Origin of the sequence: Streptococcus sp. GMD5S, assembly GCF_000298715.2 — a bacterium.
Lineage (GTDB): Bacteria > Bacillota > Bacilli > Lactobacillales > Streptococcaceae > Streptococcus.
In genome coordinates, this window is sequence record NZ_AJRG02000005.1 from 39154 (window position 1) to 52488 (window position 13335).

Here is a 13335-nt window from a genome sequence, read left to right on the forward strand (position 1 = left end):
TTTTAAAACAATATATTAAAATATAGAAGAGATTGCTTATAAATTAAGGAGTTTAAAATGAAGAAATCAATGATTGTTGGGCTTATTACTTTTATTGCTTTAGGTTTGGCAACAGGATACTATTTCTTATCCTATGTGCCTCATCAAGCTGTTGTAACTAAGTTTGAAGATGTAGTAAAGGATTTAAATGAAAAGAATAAAGAAGTTGAAGATCAAATAGCTGAGGCTGAAAAGGTTATTGAGAATAATGAAGAACCTCTTGATTCTAAGACATTGGAAGAATTGAAATCAACTATAAAGGATAGCAAAGATTCACTTCGTAAAGAACCAGAAATGGAGAAAGCGACTGCTAAGATTGAGAAGCAAATTGAAGAATTAAGTCAACCATTAGATTATAGTGAAACAAAAAAGAATTTGTCTGAAAAATTGACTCACTATCAAAATAGCATTCTTCAATTAAAACAAATTACAAATCCTTCTAGTTCTTTTATTGAAGAAAGACTCAAAGAAATTGAATCAATTACTGGAGTACAATCTGTTACGGAGGATAATGACCCTAATAAAAAATTAAATAAACAAGGAGGATATACAGCGTCTGTATATTTCGTTGACAAGCAAGTGAATGAATCTGTAGAAGGCTCAGATATTGTTCAAAAAGGTAATGATGCTGGTGGAAATATAGAAGTTTATAAGACAAAAGAAGATGCAGAAAAGCGCAATACTTATATTAGTGCTTTTGATGGAACTGCTTTAAATCCGGGATCCCACTATGTTTATGGAACCATATTAATTCGCACTTCGCACCATTTAACAGGAGCGCAACAGAAAGAACTGACTGAGAAAATCTACAATAAATTAATTGAACTGAAATAATTAAAAAATTGGATAGCTATTTGTTTTATTGAACTAAGATACAGTCAAAAAGCCGTTGGAAAACGGTTTTTTGTTATAATTAAATGAAGAATGTAGCATTAAAGGAGAACAACATGACTTTTGAAGAAATCCTGCCTGGGTTAAAGGACAAGAAAAAATATGTACGAACTGGTTGGGGAGGGGCTGAAAACTATGTCCAACTCTTTGACACTATCGAGCAAAACGGGGTTGCACTTGAAGTGACGCCTTATTTCCTCATCAACGTGTCTGGAGAAGGGGAAGGTTTTTCCATGTGGAGCCCGACACCTTGTGATGTTTTGGCGACGGATTGGGTAGAAGTGCATGACTAGACGTGTATTGATTACGGGAGTGAGTTCAGGGATTGGTCTGGCTCAAGCCCGACTCTTTTTAGAGAAGGGGTATCAAGTATATGGAGTGGACCAAGGTGAAAATCCACTCTTAGAGGGTGATTTCTACTTTTTACAGAGAGATTTGACCTTGGACTTGAAACCTGTTTTTGACTGGTGCCCTCGGGTGGATGTTTTGTGCAATACTGCAGGAGTTTTGGATGCTTACAAACCCTTATTGGAACAATCAGCGCAGGAAATTCAAGAGATTTTTGAAATCAACTACGTGACTCCTGTTGAGTTGACTCGGCATTATTTTACACAAATGTTGGAAAATAAAAAAGGAATCATCATCAATATGTGTTCGATTGCTTCAAGTCTAGCTGGCGGAGGTGGTCACGCCTATACCTCGTCTAAGCACGCCTTAGCTGGCTTTACCAAGCAGTTGGCTCTAGACTATGCTGAGACTGGTATTCAGGTCTTTGGGATTGCTCCAGGGGCAGTCAAGACAGCTATGACCGCTGCGGACTTTGAACCCGGTGGATTAGCAGACTGGGTAGCTAGTGAAACGCCAATCAAGCGCTGGATTGAGCCAGAGGAAGTAGCAGAGATTAGCCTTTTCTTAGCAAGTGGAAAAGCGAGCGCCATGCAAGGACAAATCCTGACCATTGATGGTGGTTGGAGTTTGAAGTAGGAGGAGTTGAATGGAAATCAAAAAACACTTTGGAGTCTATGCTGTTTGCTTTGAAAATGGGAAGTTACTCTGCATTGAAAAAACGAGAGGCCCTTATCAACATCGTTATGATCTACCTGGTGGTAGTCAGCAACTTGATGAAGGATTGACGGAAACGCTGATTAGAGAAGTTATGGAAGAGACGGGCTTTACTGTTAGAAACTACTCCAATCCTCGAATCTACGATGTTTTCGTCAGGGAAGAGTTAAAAAATTTTATGGTTCACCATATCATGGCATTTTATGATATTGAGGTCAACGAGAAGGAAGCTCAAGTTACGATTTCGGAAGTTGTCTCTGATGGTGCGAATGATTCGCTCGGATATGTTTGGATGGATATTCAAGAGATCACAGAAAAAAATGCTTCGCCCTTAGTCTTGAAGGTTAAGTCTGAATTATTAGGATTTCCAGAGCTGGACAAGACCTTGTATATGAATTGGAAGGTGAAGTAGGGGGATAATGGAACTATTTAAAACATGGAAGAAAAATATGGTTCTTTATGGTCTTAAATCTCAAATCGGAACTGTCTACCGAAACAGTGATAGGACAACAAGCTTTTATGATGTTGGAAATTTTCTATACCTAGCAGGGGAGTTGGATTCCAGATTTTGGGAAGATTTTGTTAGGAAATACGGTTTAGATTATAAGATTATTATTTCAGAAGATACTAATTGGCAAGATTTTCTACATCGGAAAGTGGAGCTAAATTCTTTTACTCGCTATTCTTTTAAAGATAAGGCAAATTTTCAAGTTGAATTTCTAAATGGTCTAGTTACTCACTTAGAGGAAGATTACAATATTGTGCCTATTGATAATCATATTTATAACTGCTTTTCTGAGGAAGAATGGTCACAAGATTTACAGGGGGATTTTGAGTCCTATCAGGATTTTGTTTTAAAGGGTGGATTTGGCTTTGTGATTCTTAAAAATAATGAACTGATTGCTGGGATTTCCTCAGGGTTAGTTTACCGTGGAGCAGTTGAAGTGGAAGTTGCAACTAGACCAAACGAACAAGGAAATGGATTTGCTAAAAAGCTTGGTGCTACAATGATTCTGGAGAGTTTAAATAGAGATATGTTTCCACTTTGGGATGCTCATAACGAGGCTTCCAAAAAAGTAGCAGAATTTTTAGGATATGAGTTATTTGAACCTTATGAAGCTTTTGAACTAGAGGAAGGTATCATATAATGATATCTGATATTGTATGTTTTAAGACGAGGTGAATGGCTATGCAAAACCAACTTGCTCTTAGTGGCGAACAAATTGTTGAAAAAGTTTACCCTCAATTATTGCATCATGTTGGTATGATTCGTGGGGAATATTTGTTGAGAGAGCTTAATCAAAACATCCTATTAGCAAGTTGTCAGCAATTTGTAAAAGATTATCTAGATACCATTTGCTCCTTGTACTCAGATGAAGAGGTTTGGTATCGTTTTTCAGAGTTAACAAATACAGAAGCTAATTGTTTAGAGGGGACTAAAGAGCATTTTGATGAAAATCATCCCTTGTTTGGTTATAGAGGAACTAGGCGCTTGCTGGCGTGTCCTGAAGAATTTCAGGCTGAAGCACATGTCGTTACAGAAGTTTATCAAACAAATCCCAATCTGTCTGTTATTTTTCCTTTTATCAATGATGCTGAGCAGTTAAAACAAGCTATTAGAGTATTGCGTGAGCATGGTTTTACTGGAAAAGTCGGCACAATGATTGAGTTACCGTCAGCTTATTTTGACTTGGACAGGATACTGGAAACTGGTATTTCAAAGATTGTAGTTGGAATGAATGATTTGACTTCTTTTGTTTTTGCGACTGTGAGAAATAGTCAATGGCATGATATGGAAAGTCCAATAATGTTAGATATGCTGAGAGATATGCAGGATAAAGCAAGGATGAAAAAGATTGACTTTGCTGTAGCAGGCTATCTGAATGCTTCTTTCATACAAAAAATGAATCAGACGGGTATCAAGTGTATTATCCACTACAGTTCTATTCCAGAGATTTTTAATTTAGAGATTGATCATCCAGACCATCTCAAACGTATAAAAGAAGTAAGTAAAAAATTACAAAGGAGCAAACTATGACACCGCAAGAAATGTGGAATATTTACAAGCAAATTAACCCCACGATTGGAGATGAGATAGATGCCTGGGCTTTTGGAGTGGAAGCAGATCTCTTGGCCGACTTGGTTCTAAGAGGCGAAAAGACTGCAACCGCCTCAGCTTACGACCTCTACGCACTAGAAGACGAACCTCTTCCACAAGAAGGGACCTTCGATGTCATTTTAGACAGTCAAGATCAGGCTGTCTGCATTGTCGAAATTACCAAGGTCTCCGTTCAGCCTTTTCATCAAGTTTCTGCCGACCATGCCTATAAGGAAGGGGAAGGTGACAAATCCCTAGCCTATTGGCGTCAGGTTCATGAGGATTTTTTCACCGAGTGGATGAGGGAAACCGGACTGACTTTTACTCCTGACAGCAAGGTTGTTTTAGAAGAATTTCGCAAAGTCTACCCACTCTAGACTGCAGAAGGAAGAAAGTTTTGGAAATCACCGTCCAATCCTTTTTTCTTAAGCAAAACATGATATAATAAGTTTGTTTGAAGAAGAGTAAAACTCTTAAACTTAGAATAGGAGAAAACTATGCAAGCAGTAGAACATTTTATTACGCAATTTGTTCCTGAACACTATGATTTATTTTTAGACTTGAGTCGTGAGACCAAGACCTTTTCTGGGAAGGTGACCATCACTGGTCAAGCACAGAGTGACCGTATTTCCCTTCACCAAAAAGACTTGGAAATCGCTTCTGTAGAAGTTGCGGGTCAAGCTCGTCCATTTACAGTTGACCATGACAATGAAGCCCTTCATATCGAATTGGCTGAGGCTGGTCAAGTTGAATTGGTCATTGCTTTTTCAGGAAAAATTACAGACAACATGACAGGGATTTACCCTTCTTACTACACAGTTGATGGTATCAAGAAGGAAGTCTTGTCTACTCAGTTTGAAAGCCATTTTGCGCGTGAAGCCTTCCCATGTGTGGATGAGCCTGAAGCCAAAGCAACTTTTGACCTCGCTCTACGTTTTGACCAAGCAGAAGGTGAAGTGGCCTTGTCAAATATGCCTGAAATCGATGTGGAAAACCGCAAGGAAACAGGCATCTGGAAGTTTGAAACGACACCTCGCATGTCTTCTTACTTGTTGGCTTTTGTCGCTGGTGATTTGCAAGGGGTGACCGCTAAAACTAAAAACGGTACCCTCGTAGGTGTTTACTCAACCAAAGCCCATCCACTATCTAACCTTGATTTCTCATTAGACATCGCCGTTCGCTCAATCGAGTTTTACGAAGATTACTACGGAGTTAAGTATCCAATTCCTCAATCGCTCCACATCGCCCTTCCTGACTTCTCAGCAGGTGCCATGGAAAACTGGGGTCTTGTGACTTACCGTGAAGTTTACTTGGTTGTGGATGAGAACTCAACCTTTGCTAGCCGTCAACAAGTTGCCCTAGTTGTAGCACATGAGTTGGCTCACCAATGGTTTGGAAACCTCGTGACTATGAAATGGTGGGATGACCTTTGGCTTAATGAAAGCTTCGCTAACATGATGGAATACGTCTGTGTGGATGCCATCGAGCCAAGTTGGAATATCTTTGAAGACTTCCAAACAGGTGGTGTTCCAGCTGCGCTTAAACGCGATGCGACGGATGGCGTTCAGTCTGTTCACGTTGAAGTTAAACACCCAGATGAAATCAATACCCTCTTTGATGGCGCTATCGTCTATGCCAAAGGAAGCCGTCTCATGCACATGCTTCGCCGTTGGCTCGGTGATGCGGATTTCGCTAAAGGCTTGCATGCTTACTTTGAAAAACACCAATACAGCAATACCATTGGTCGAGACCTTTGGAATGCTCTCGGACAAGCATCAGGACGTGATGTTGCAGCCTTCATGGATTCTTGGTTGGAACAACCTGGATACCCAGTTCTCACTGTCAAAGTTGAAAATGACGTCTTGAAGATTTCGCAAAAACAATTCTTCATCGGTGAGCATGAAGACAAGAACCGTCTCTGGGTGGTGCCACTCAACAGCAACTGGAAAGGCCTACCAGATACACTTGAAACTGAAAGCATCGAAATCCCTGGCTATGCCGCTCTTCTTGCTGAAAATAAAACAGCTCTTCGTCTTAACACTGAAAATACTGCCCACTACATTACAGACTATCAAGGAGACTTGTTAGATGCCGTTCTTGCTGAGCTAGAGACACTTGATAACACAAGCAAATTACAAATCGTTCAAGAACGCCGTTTGCTTGCTGAAGCGGGTCACATTTCTTATGCTGACTTGCTCCCAGTCCTTGATAAACTTTCTAAGGAAGAGTCTTACCTTGTTGTTTCAGCTGTTTCTCAAGTAATTTCTGCCCTTGAACGCTTTATCGATGAAGGTACAGAAGCTGAGAAAGCCTTTAACAGTCTGGTTGCTAAATTGGCTCGTCATAACTATGACCGTCTTGGCTTTGAAGCCAAAGATGGTGAATCAGATGAAGACGAATTGGTTCGTCAGTTGACCATTTCCATGATGATTCGTTCCAATGATGTAGAAGCTAGTCAAGTCGCTAGTCAAATCTTTGCAGCTCACAAGGAAAATCTTGCAGGACTTCCAGCAGCAATCCGTGCTCAAGTTCTCATCAATGAAATGAAAGACCATGAGACCAAGGACTTGGTCGCAACTTATCTGGACCTATATACTCATGCGACGGATGCGGTCTTTAAACGCCAGTTGGCAGGAGCTCTTGCATATAGTATAGATGCTGACAATATCCAAACCCTGATTGGCTCATGGAAAGATAAATTTGTAGTGAAACCACAAGACCTTTCTTCATGGTACCTCCAATTCCTCGGACACCAAGCTACCCAAGAAACTGTTTGGGTTTGGGCGCGTGAAAACTGGGATTGGATTAAGGCAGCCCTTGGTGGAGATATGAGCTTTGATAGCTTTGTCATCTTCCCATCGCATATCTTTAAAACAGAGCAACGCTTGGCAGAGTACAAGGATTTCTTTGAACCTCAACTCTCTGACCTTGCGCTTAGCCGTAACATTCGTATGGGTATCAAGGATATCGCAGCGCGTGTTGACTTGATTAAGCGTGAAAAAGCAGCAGTAGAAAAGGCTTTGAAAGCAAGTAAGTAATAGAGAAAAAACAGCGGATCTTGCAATCTGCTGTTTTTTGGAAGTCAGTATAAAGTGTCCATCCTGAAAATCGTGTTATAATAGCAATGTCAAAGAAATTTTACCTAGAATTGTATAGGATGTTAAAGAATTTCGTCTAGACAATTCGTGAAGAAAAGAATAATATAAATAGGAAATGCAGATGTTAGGAAAACAATTAAAATTATTTAGAGAACAAAATGGCTACAGTCAGAATCAAATAGCAGAATATCTGGGGACGACTCGTCAAACTATCTCAAATTGGGAAAATGATAAAACAATTATAGATAGTCATAGTTTGATTCGCTTAGCTGATTTTTATCAGATCTCTTTAGATGAGTTATGTGGACGAAAAAAGATTCCTGTTTACAAGAATTCAAAGATCAAGTCTATGATTTTAGCTAATGCTTGTACACTTTGGACCTGCTTCGCTTCCACTCATCGCTAAATCAATTGTTTTCCGACTAGCTTTTCAATTCTATTGATTCTAGGAGGACAATGATGTCTTACGTTTATTTAACTCTAGCTATTGTATCTGAAATAGCTGCTACAAGTCTGTTAAAACTGTCGCAAGGTTTTTCGAAAATGCTTTTTGGGATTCTTGCTTTAGTTTTGTATGGCTTGTGTTTTTTCTTTCTATCTTTGTCTTTGAAAGGCATACAACTAAATCTAGTCTATGCTATTTGGTCTGGTGTTGGTTTGGTTGGAACAACTGTGCTATCTATTTTGCTTTTTCATGAAAAAGTAACGTTCGCAAGTCTCTTGGGAATTGCTTTAGTTATTGTGGGGCTTGTTATATTAAACCTATCACAAAAGGTTCACTAATGAGGTAGTATGTTATGGGTGACAATTATTTTAAAAATAAAAGAGTCGTTATTATTGGTGCCAGTGGAAATTTGGGACAAGCCTATACACAAGCTTTTTTTCAAGCAGGTGCTCATTTATTTCTTTTAGGTCGCAATATGAATAAATTAGCCAGTTTTTCTGAGAATATTGCTTCCAAGATTCCGATTTGCTCAGTAGATATAACGAATGAAACTTCTATTAAAGTTGCAGTGTCTGAAGTTCAAAAGTGGTCGGATAATATAGATATTGTTATTAATGCAACGGGATTTGATGTACGAAAATCTTTATTATCTCACTCTGAGGAGGAGATCAATCAAACTATGACGATTAACCTAATAGGGGCTATCCTTGTCAGCAAACATTTTTTACCTTTGTTAAAAAATCAAAAAGGAGCAACCATTGTGCATTCAGGAGGTTTTGCAGATGGTAGGCTGGCCTTCCCCTATTATAGTGTAGATGTGGCGAGCCGCGCCGGACTTTTTTCTTTTATCGAATCAATGAACCGAGAATTAATACAGGAGCAGAAAAAGATGCATATAACTTATTTTTGCCCCAATGCAGCAGACACACCATCAGAAAAGCCTTATCATCCAGTTTGGAGAGAAATGGGGATCTCTATATCAAGTACAAATCAAGTAACCCAAGTTTTACTTAAAGGTATAAAATCTCGTAAAAGAGTGATTTTGATGGGACAAGGTACAAAGATTTTTACAACATTAAACCTTCTATCCCCAGCAATAGCGGATTATCTTTTACTGAGACGATACGGTCGTATTTTAAAAAAATATTTTGGATAAATTTTCTATTATTTTTCTAAGAATTTTCTCATATTTTAGTATTCTTTAAGAAAAAATAATTAAGATGTATGTAGCCTAAAGAAAGGATGTGGTGAATTCATGAAGTAGAACTTCTTCATTTTTTCACAGAAACTTAAAGCAGAAACAAAAATACAGAATGAATAAAGAGAAAATGATTGTTGTAGAAAAAGCACCAAGTGGAGGCTATCAGTAGTAGCAAGTGGTTCTTTAGTGGTCGGCTTGCTTGGTGGTTATATATTCGGTTCTTTGACTCAAAAATCAACAAATCAGCAGTCGACCGTTCAAACATCGAAAACCCAGCAAGATAATCAAGATGGCAATAATATGCAAAGTCACGGTGGACAACCGCCTCAAGGACAGGGTCAAAATAATGGCAATGGTATGCCACCTCAAATGAATGGTCAAGATGGACAAGGTGCTCCTGGCGGTAACGGTGGTCCTGGAGGGCCAGGAGGACAGCCGCCGCAAGGAAATAATAATCAAGAAAGCGGTAGCAATTCTATGAAGAAACCAGCCAATGCAGATGGAAGTACGAAGGACAAGGATAGCAATTCTAACCAAAATAATGAAGAAAACACTACAAAATCTTAATCCATTTGTTAAAGCCATGATATAATAATTAAAGAATTATACTAAGATCCAAAAAATGATACAAAAATTCTTTATTTTATAATAACCTTAGATGAAGCTGATTAGTATCTTATAGCAGGAGGAGAACAAGATGATTAAGATTTTACTAGTAGAAGACGACTTAGGGTTGTCAAACTCAGTATTTGACTTTTTAGATGATTTTGCAGATGTTATGCAGGTTTTTGATGGAGAAGAAGGTCTCTATGAAGCTGAGAGTGGCGTCTATGATTTGATCTTGCTTGACCTTATGTTGCCTGAAAAAAATGGCTTCCAAGTCTTGAAAGAATTGCGTGAAAAAGGAATCACGACACCAGTCCTTATCATGACCGCTAAGGAAAGTTTGGATGACAAGGGACATGGTTTTGAGTTGGGAGCGGATGACTACCTCACCAAACCTTTCTACCTAGAAGAACTCAAAATGCGGATTCAAGCCCTTCTCAAACGTTCAGGCAAGTTTAATGAAAACACCTTGACCTATGGGGATGTTGTCGTCAATCTTTCAACGAATGAAGTGAAGGTGGAAGACACGCCTGTGGAACTACTCGGAAAAGAGTTTGAATTGTTGGTTTACTTCCTTCAAAATCAAAATGTCATTCTTCCCAAGACACAAATTTTTGACCGTCTATGGGGATTTGATAGCGATACGACGATTTCTGTTGTAGAAGTCTATGTTTCAAAAGTTCGTAAGAAACTGAAGGGTACAGCCTTTGCTGAAAATCTTCAAACCTTGCGTAGTGTCGGGTATATTTTAAAAGATGTTCAATAAACTAAAAAAAACATGGTATGCGGATGATTTCAGTTATTTTATTCGAAACTTTGGAGTGTTCACCCTGATCTTCTCAGCGATGACCTTGATTATCCTCCAGGTCATGCACTCGAGTCTCTACACTTCTGTAGATGAAAAACTCCAAGCTCTTAGTAGTAGTCCCCAAGCGGTTATCCAGTTAGCCCTGAATCGGGCAACTGAGGAAGTCAAGGATATTCAACCAGCAACTGCGGATGCCAGCAAGGCTGAAATCAAACCCAATGTCAGCTCCAATACGGAAGTCTTGCTCTTTGACAAGGATTTTAACCAACTCTTACTGGGCAATCGCTTTTTAGGATTGGATAAGATCAAGCTGGACAAGAAAGAGTTGAATCATATTCGCCAAATCCAAGTTGTCAATAGCTACGGTCAGGAAGAAACCTATCGGATGATCTTGATGGAAACTAACTCTTTCTCCGCATCAAGCAATGTCAAATATGCGGCGGTTTTAATCAATACCAGCCAGCTTGAACAAATCAGCCAAAACCACGAGCATTTAATTGTTGTAGTAATGGCTAGTTTCTGGCTCCTGTCTTTAATCGCCAGTGTTTACCTAGCACGTGTCAGTGTCAAACCCTTGCTGGAAAGTATGCAAAAGCAGAAGTCTTTTGTTGAAAATGCCAGTCACGAACTGAGAACACCTTTGGCCGTTTTACAAAATCGTTTAGAGAATCTCTTTCGAAAACCAGAGGCAACAATCATGGAATCCAGCGAAAGTATCGCTTCCAGTCTTGAAGAGGTTCGCAACATGCGTTTCCTCACGACCAATCTTCTCAACCTTGCACGTCGAGATGATGGAATCAAACCAGATATAGCAGAAGTTTCTCCACAATTCTTTAAAACAACCTTTGCCAACTATGAGTTAATTGCTTCTGAAAATGATCGTGTTTTCAACTATGAAAATCGGATTTATCGTCCCTTTATGACCGATCAGTTGCTCTTAAAACAACTCATGACCATCTTATTTGACAATGCCATCAAGTATACCGAAGAAGATGGGAAAATTGAGTTTGTAGTCCATGCTACAGATCGTCACCTTTATCTAACAGTAACGGATAACGGAATTGGAATCTCAGCTGTTGACAAGAAGAAAATCTTTGACCGATTTTACCGTGTAGACAAGGCGAGAACCCGTCAGAAAGGTGGCTTTGGTCTTGGACTATCTTTAGCCAAGCAGATTGTTGATGCTTTGCGAGGAACGATTAGCGTGAAAGATAACAAACCTAGAGGAACAATTTTTGAAGTTAAAATCGCTATTCAATCTCCTTCAAAACGTAAGAATAAATAAAAAAGACAGTTATATAACTGTCTTTTTTGATAACTAGAAAAGAGGTTGGTAGTAGTACCAACCTTTATTTTGAAAATTTTCGTTTCATTATCTTTCGTTGAAGTTGTAAAAGGGCGAAGCTTGTTGCCATAGCAGCGATAAATGATAAAGCTGTATTTAATTTTAAGGCTAAAAAGATAAAACTAAAAAGTGCCATAAAAATACAGAAACAAGCGATATTTACAAAAAATAAAATCTCTTTTAGGTTAGGGCCGACTGGGGCTTCTGGTGTGTAATCTTGGTAAAGCGGAGTTTGTTTCGATTCGGGAGCTTGTTCAAACTCATAAGCTTCTAGTTTTCTTGCGGACATGATTCTCTCCTTAACAGTACATAACTATTTTATCATTTTTTATGCAGAGAATTATTACAGAATTGTTACAAAACTACTAAAGTCTCTTATCAACTTCTAAGTCTCTCTTCTTGACACCCACTGGGGAAAATGATAGCATGGATGTTACACTTAAAACAGATGACCTGACCTTCTTAATTATAAATATACTGAGAAAGAAAAGGATAACTTATATAAATTGATAGCAAGCTGAGGCTTTTTCCTAAGATGATTTGTTGAGTTGCTACCTGGATACTTTTGAAGAGTATTGGTAGGAGTTGTTTTGAATGGATGGAAGGACAGAGATTCTGTCTATTGGACTGGGTGGCTTTTTGCTACCTCTGGGAAATGTTAAAGGAGATAAGCATGTATCTTGCTATCAAAGAGATATTACGAAACAAACTTCGATATAGTTTGATCTTAACGACCATTTTTCTTATCGCTTTTATGGTCTTTTTTATGACCAGTCTAGCTCTCGGTCTTGTGCGAAACAACCGGGCCGCTATTGATAACTGGCAAGCAACGGGTGTCGTTTTATCCGACTACGCAAATGATAATTTGACGGCATCTTTTATTCCTGAAAAGGACTACAAGGAAAAGAGTTCTGAAGAGGCTGCTCCATTGGGCTATATGTTTGCTGTAACCAATCTAGTCGATGGTAGTGAAAAGGTCAATGTTTCCATCTTTGCTCAAAACTGGGACTCTTTTATCTCTCCTAGTTTGACGGAGGGTCGTTATCCTGAAGGAGATGATGAGGTTGTCGTGGATCAGTCCTTTGAAAACTATGGGATGAAGCTAGGTGATGTCATTCAGCTGAATGGAAGCGATTCAAGTTACAAGATTGTAGGCCTGACTCAAGGAAATAAATTTTTCACAGAGCCTGTTGTCTTTACGAGTCTGACAACTTATTGGACCTTACAAGGAACCTTGAAAGCCAATCGTTCTATCTCTGCCTTGGTATTGAAAAATGACATAGAAGTGGCTGGTGATGGACTGAAACAGATTTCCATTCCAAAAATGATATCAAAAATTCCTGGTTACACACCTCAGGTTAATGTGTTTTCAGGGATGATTCTTGCTATGATTGTCATTACAGGCTTGATTGTGGGTATTTTTGTTTATATCATTACCATCCAAAAACTAGGACTTTATGGAATAATGCGGGCTCAAGGGATACAGATCAAAACCATTGTATGGTCTCTATTCTGTCAAATCTTCCTCCTAGCTGGTATGGGGATTGCTTTAGCCTTGCTGGCAATCGGAGGAGTGATTTTAGTCTTACCAGCTACCTTCTTTTTCTACCCAAGCTGGATAGCTTACTCTGTCCTAAGCTTGGTAATTTCCTTGATGGCCCTTCTAGGTGGTGTCATTTCACTTCCACGCTTGCTAAAGGTGGACCCGATTACTGCGATTGCAGAATGATAAGGAGAATAGT

Annotated in this window: 16 protein-coding genes; 15 read left to right on the plus strand and 1 reads right to left on the minus strand. The window is 39.0% G+C overall.

Annotated features, from left to right (window positions below; all coding sequences use genetic code 11):
• Nucleotides 1-57 precede the first annotated feature (57 nt).
• From GMD5S_RS0203845 to GMD5S_RS0203910, 14 genes are all read left to right on the plus strand, one after another.
• A complete protein-coding gene (locus GMD5S_RS0203845) occupies nt 58-873 on the plus strand; it encodes a hypothetical protein (protein WP_000749426.1) in 816 nt (271 codons plus the stop codon).
• A 113-nt stretch (nt 874-986) separates the two neighbouring features.
• Nucleotides 987-1223 carry a DUF2829 domain-containing protein gene (locus tag GMD5S_RS0203850; protein ID WP_000141924.1) on the plus strand — a complete coding sequence of 79 codons (237 nt, stop codon included), beginning with the start codon at nt 987-989 and terminating at the stop codon, nt 1221-1223.
• Nucleotides 1216-1914 (plus strand): 3-oxoacyl-ACP reductase, encoded by a 699-nt coding sequence (locus tag GMD5S_RS0203855; RefSeq protein ID WP_000198455.1) that lies wholly within the window; start codon nt 1216-1218, stop codon nt 1912-1914. Before GMD5S_RS0203850 ends, GMD5S_RS0203855 begins: the two co-directional genes overlap by 8 nt.
• A gap of 10 nt (nt 1915-1924) precedes the next feature.
• The gene (locus GMD5S_RS0203860) at nt 1925-2404 is read left to right on the plus strand and encodes an NUDIX hydrolase (protein WP_000403326.1); all 480 of its coding nucleotides are present in this window, start codon (nt 1925-1927) and stop codon (nt 2402-2404) included.
• A gap of 7 nt (nt 2405-2411) precedes the next feature.
• Nucleotides 2412-3140, plus strand: a complete 729-nt coding sequence (locus tag GMD5S_RS0203865; protein ID WP_000418697.1) for a GNAT family N-acetyltransferase — start codon at nt 2412-2414, stop codon at nt 3138-3140.
• Nucleotides 3141-3181: 41 nt separating this feature from the next.
• Nucleotides 3182-4030 carry a putative PEP-binding protein gene (locus GMD5S_RS0203870; protein WP_008276044.1) on the plus strand — a complete coding sequence of 283 codons (849 nt, stop codon included), beginning with the start codon at nt 3182-3184 and terminating at the stop codon, nt 4028-4030.
• The gene (locus tag GMD5S_RS0203875) at nt 4027-4467 is read left to right on the plus strand and encodes an ASCH domain-containing protein (RefSeq protein WP_000188825.1); all 441 of its coding nucleotides are present in this window, start codon (nt 4027-4029) and stop codon (nt 4465-4467) included. Before GMD5S_RS0203870 ends, GMD5S_RS0203875 begins: the two co-directional genes overlap by 4 nt.
• A 120-nt stretch (nt 4468-4587) precedes the next feature.
• A complete protein-coding gene (locus GMD5S_RS0203880) occupies nt 4588-7128 on the plus strand; it encodes a M1 family metallopeptidase (protein WP_001149142.1) in 2541 nt (846 codons plus the stop codon).
• A 181-nt stretch (nt 7129-7309) separates the two neighbouring features.
• A complete protein-coding gene (locus GMD5S_RS0203885; RefSeq protein WP_008283941.1) occupies nt 7310-7594 on the plus strand; it encodes a helix-turn-helix domain-containing protein in 285 nt (94 codons plus the stop codon).
• A 50-nt stretch (nt 7595-7644) separates the two neighbouring features.
• Nucleotides 7645-7971, plus strand: coding sequence for a DMT family transporter (locus tag GMD5S_RS0203890; protein WP_009013481.1), 327 nt, complete (start codon nt 7645-7647; stop codon nt 7969-7971).
• A 14-nt stretch (nt 7972-7985) separates the two neighbouring features.
• Nucleotides 7986-8789, plus strand: a complete 804-nt coding sequence (locus GMD5S_RS0203895) for an SDR family NAD(P)-dependent oxidoreductase (protein ID WP_000502735.1) — start codon at nt 7986-7988, stop codon at nt 8787-8789.
• A 231-nt stretch (nt 8790-9020) separates the two neighbouring features.
• Nucleotides 9021-9401 carry a hypothetical protein gene (locus tag GMD5S_RS0203900; RefSeq protein WP_008283944.1) on the plus strand — a complete coding sequence of 127 codons (381 nt, stop codon included), beginning with the start codon at nt 9021-9023 and terminating at the stop codon, nt 9399-9401.
• A gap of 130 nt (nt 9402-9531) precedes the next feature.
• Complete coding sequence (gene ciaR, locus GMD5S_RS0203905; protein ID WP_000590635.1) at nt 9532-10206, plus strand: two-component system response regulator CiaR; 675 nt, start codon at nt 9532-9534, stop codon at nt 10204-10206.
• Complete coding sequence (locus tag GMD5S_RS0203910) at nt 10196-11533, plus strand: sensor histidine kinase (RefSeq protein WP_000482350.1); 1338 nt, start codon at nt 10196-10198, stop codon at nt 11531-11533. Before ciaR ends, GMD5S_RS0203910 begins: the two co-directional genes overlap by 11 nt.
• Nucleotides 11534-11597: 64 nt before the next feature.
• On the opposite strand, the gene GMD5S_RS0203915 is transcribed toward GMD5S_RS0203910, so the two are convergent.
• Nucleotides 11598-11882: a DUF3270 domain-containing protein gene (locus tag GMD5S_RS0203915; RefSeq protein ID WP_001276161.1), complete on the minus strand. Its 285-nt coding sequence runs from the start codon at nt 11880-11882 to the stop codon at nt 11598-11600.
• A 384-nt stretch (nt 11883-12266) separates the two neighbouring features.
• On the opposite strand from GMD5S_RS0203915, the gene GMD5S_RS0203920 reads away from it, so the two are divergent.
• Entirely contained in the window at nt 12267-13322 is a 1056-nt protein-coding gene (locus GMD5S_RS0203920; RefSeq protein ID WP_000280281.1) for an ABC transporter permease, read from the plus strand.
• Nucleotides 13323-13335 lie beyond the last annotated feature (13 nt).

Coding starts and splice junctions, on each gene's coding strand:
- GMD5S_RS0203850 (WP_000141924.1), top strand. CDS start 987: ATGACTTTTGAAGAAATCCTGCCTGGGTTAAAGGACAAGAAAAAATAT.
- GMD5S_RS0203855 (WP_000198455.1), top strand. CDS start 1,216: ATGACTAGACGTGTATTGATTACGGGAGTGAGTTCAGGGATTGGTCTG.
- GMD5S_RS0203920 (WP_000280281.1), top strand. CDS start 12,267: ATGTATCTTGCTATCAAAGAGATATTACGAAACAAACTTCGATATAGT.
- GMD5S_RS0203860 (WP_000403326.1), top strand. CDS start 1,925: ATGGAAATCAAAAAACACTTTGGAGTCTATGCTGTTTGCTTTGAAAAT.
- GMD5S_RS0203845 (WP_000749426.1), top strand. CDS start 58: ATGAAGAAATCAATGATTGTTGGGCTTATTACTTTTATTGCTTTAGGT.
- GMD5S_RS0203915 (WP_001276161.1), bottom strand. CDS start 11,882: ATGTCCGCAAGAAAACTAGAAGCTTATGAGTTTGAACAAGCTCCCGAA.
- GMD5S_RS0203865 (WP_000418697.1), top strand. CDS start 2,412: ATGGAACTATTTAAAACATGGAAGAAAAATATGGTTCTTTATGGTCTT.
- ciaR (WP_000590635.1), top strand. CDS start 9,532: ATGATTAAGATTTTACTAGTAGAAGACGACTTAGGGTTGTCAAACTCA.
- GMD5S_RS0203870 (WP_008276044.1), top strand. CDS start 3,182: ATGCAAAACCAACTTGCTCTTAGTGGCGAACAAATTGTTGAAAAAGTT.
- GMD5S_RS0203880 (WP_001149142.1), top strand. CDS start 4,588: ATGCAAGCAGTAGAACATTTTATTACGCAATTTGTTCCTGAACACTAT.
- GMD5S_RS0203910 (WP_000482350.1), top strand. CDS start 10,196: ATGTTCAATAAACTAAAAAAAACATGGTATGCGGATGATTTCAGTTAT.
- GMD5S_RS0203875 (WP_000188825.1), top strand. CDS start 4,027: ATGACACCGCAAGAAATGTGGAATATTTACAAGCAAATTAACCCCACG.
- GMD5S_RS0203895 (WP_000502735.1), top strand. CDS start 7,986: ATGGGTGACAATTATTTTAAAAATAAAAGAGTCGTTATTATTGGTGCC.
- GMD5S_RS0203890 (WP_009013481.1), top strand. CDS start 7,645: ATGATGTCTTACGTTTATTTAACTCTAGCTATTGTATCTGAAATAGCT.
- GMD5S_RS0203885 (WP_008283941.1), top strand. CDS start 7,310: ATGTTAGGAAAACAATTAAAATTATTTAGAGAACAAAATGGCTACAGT.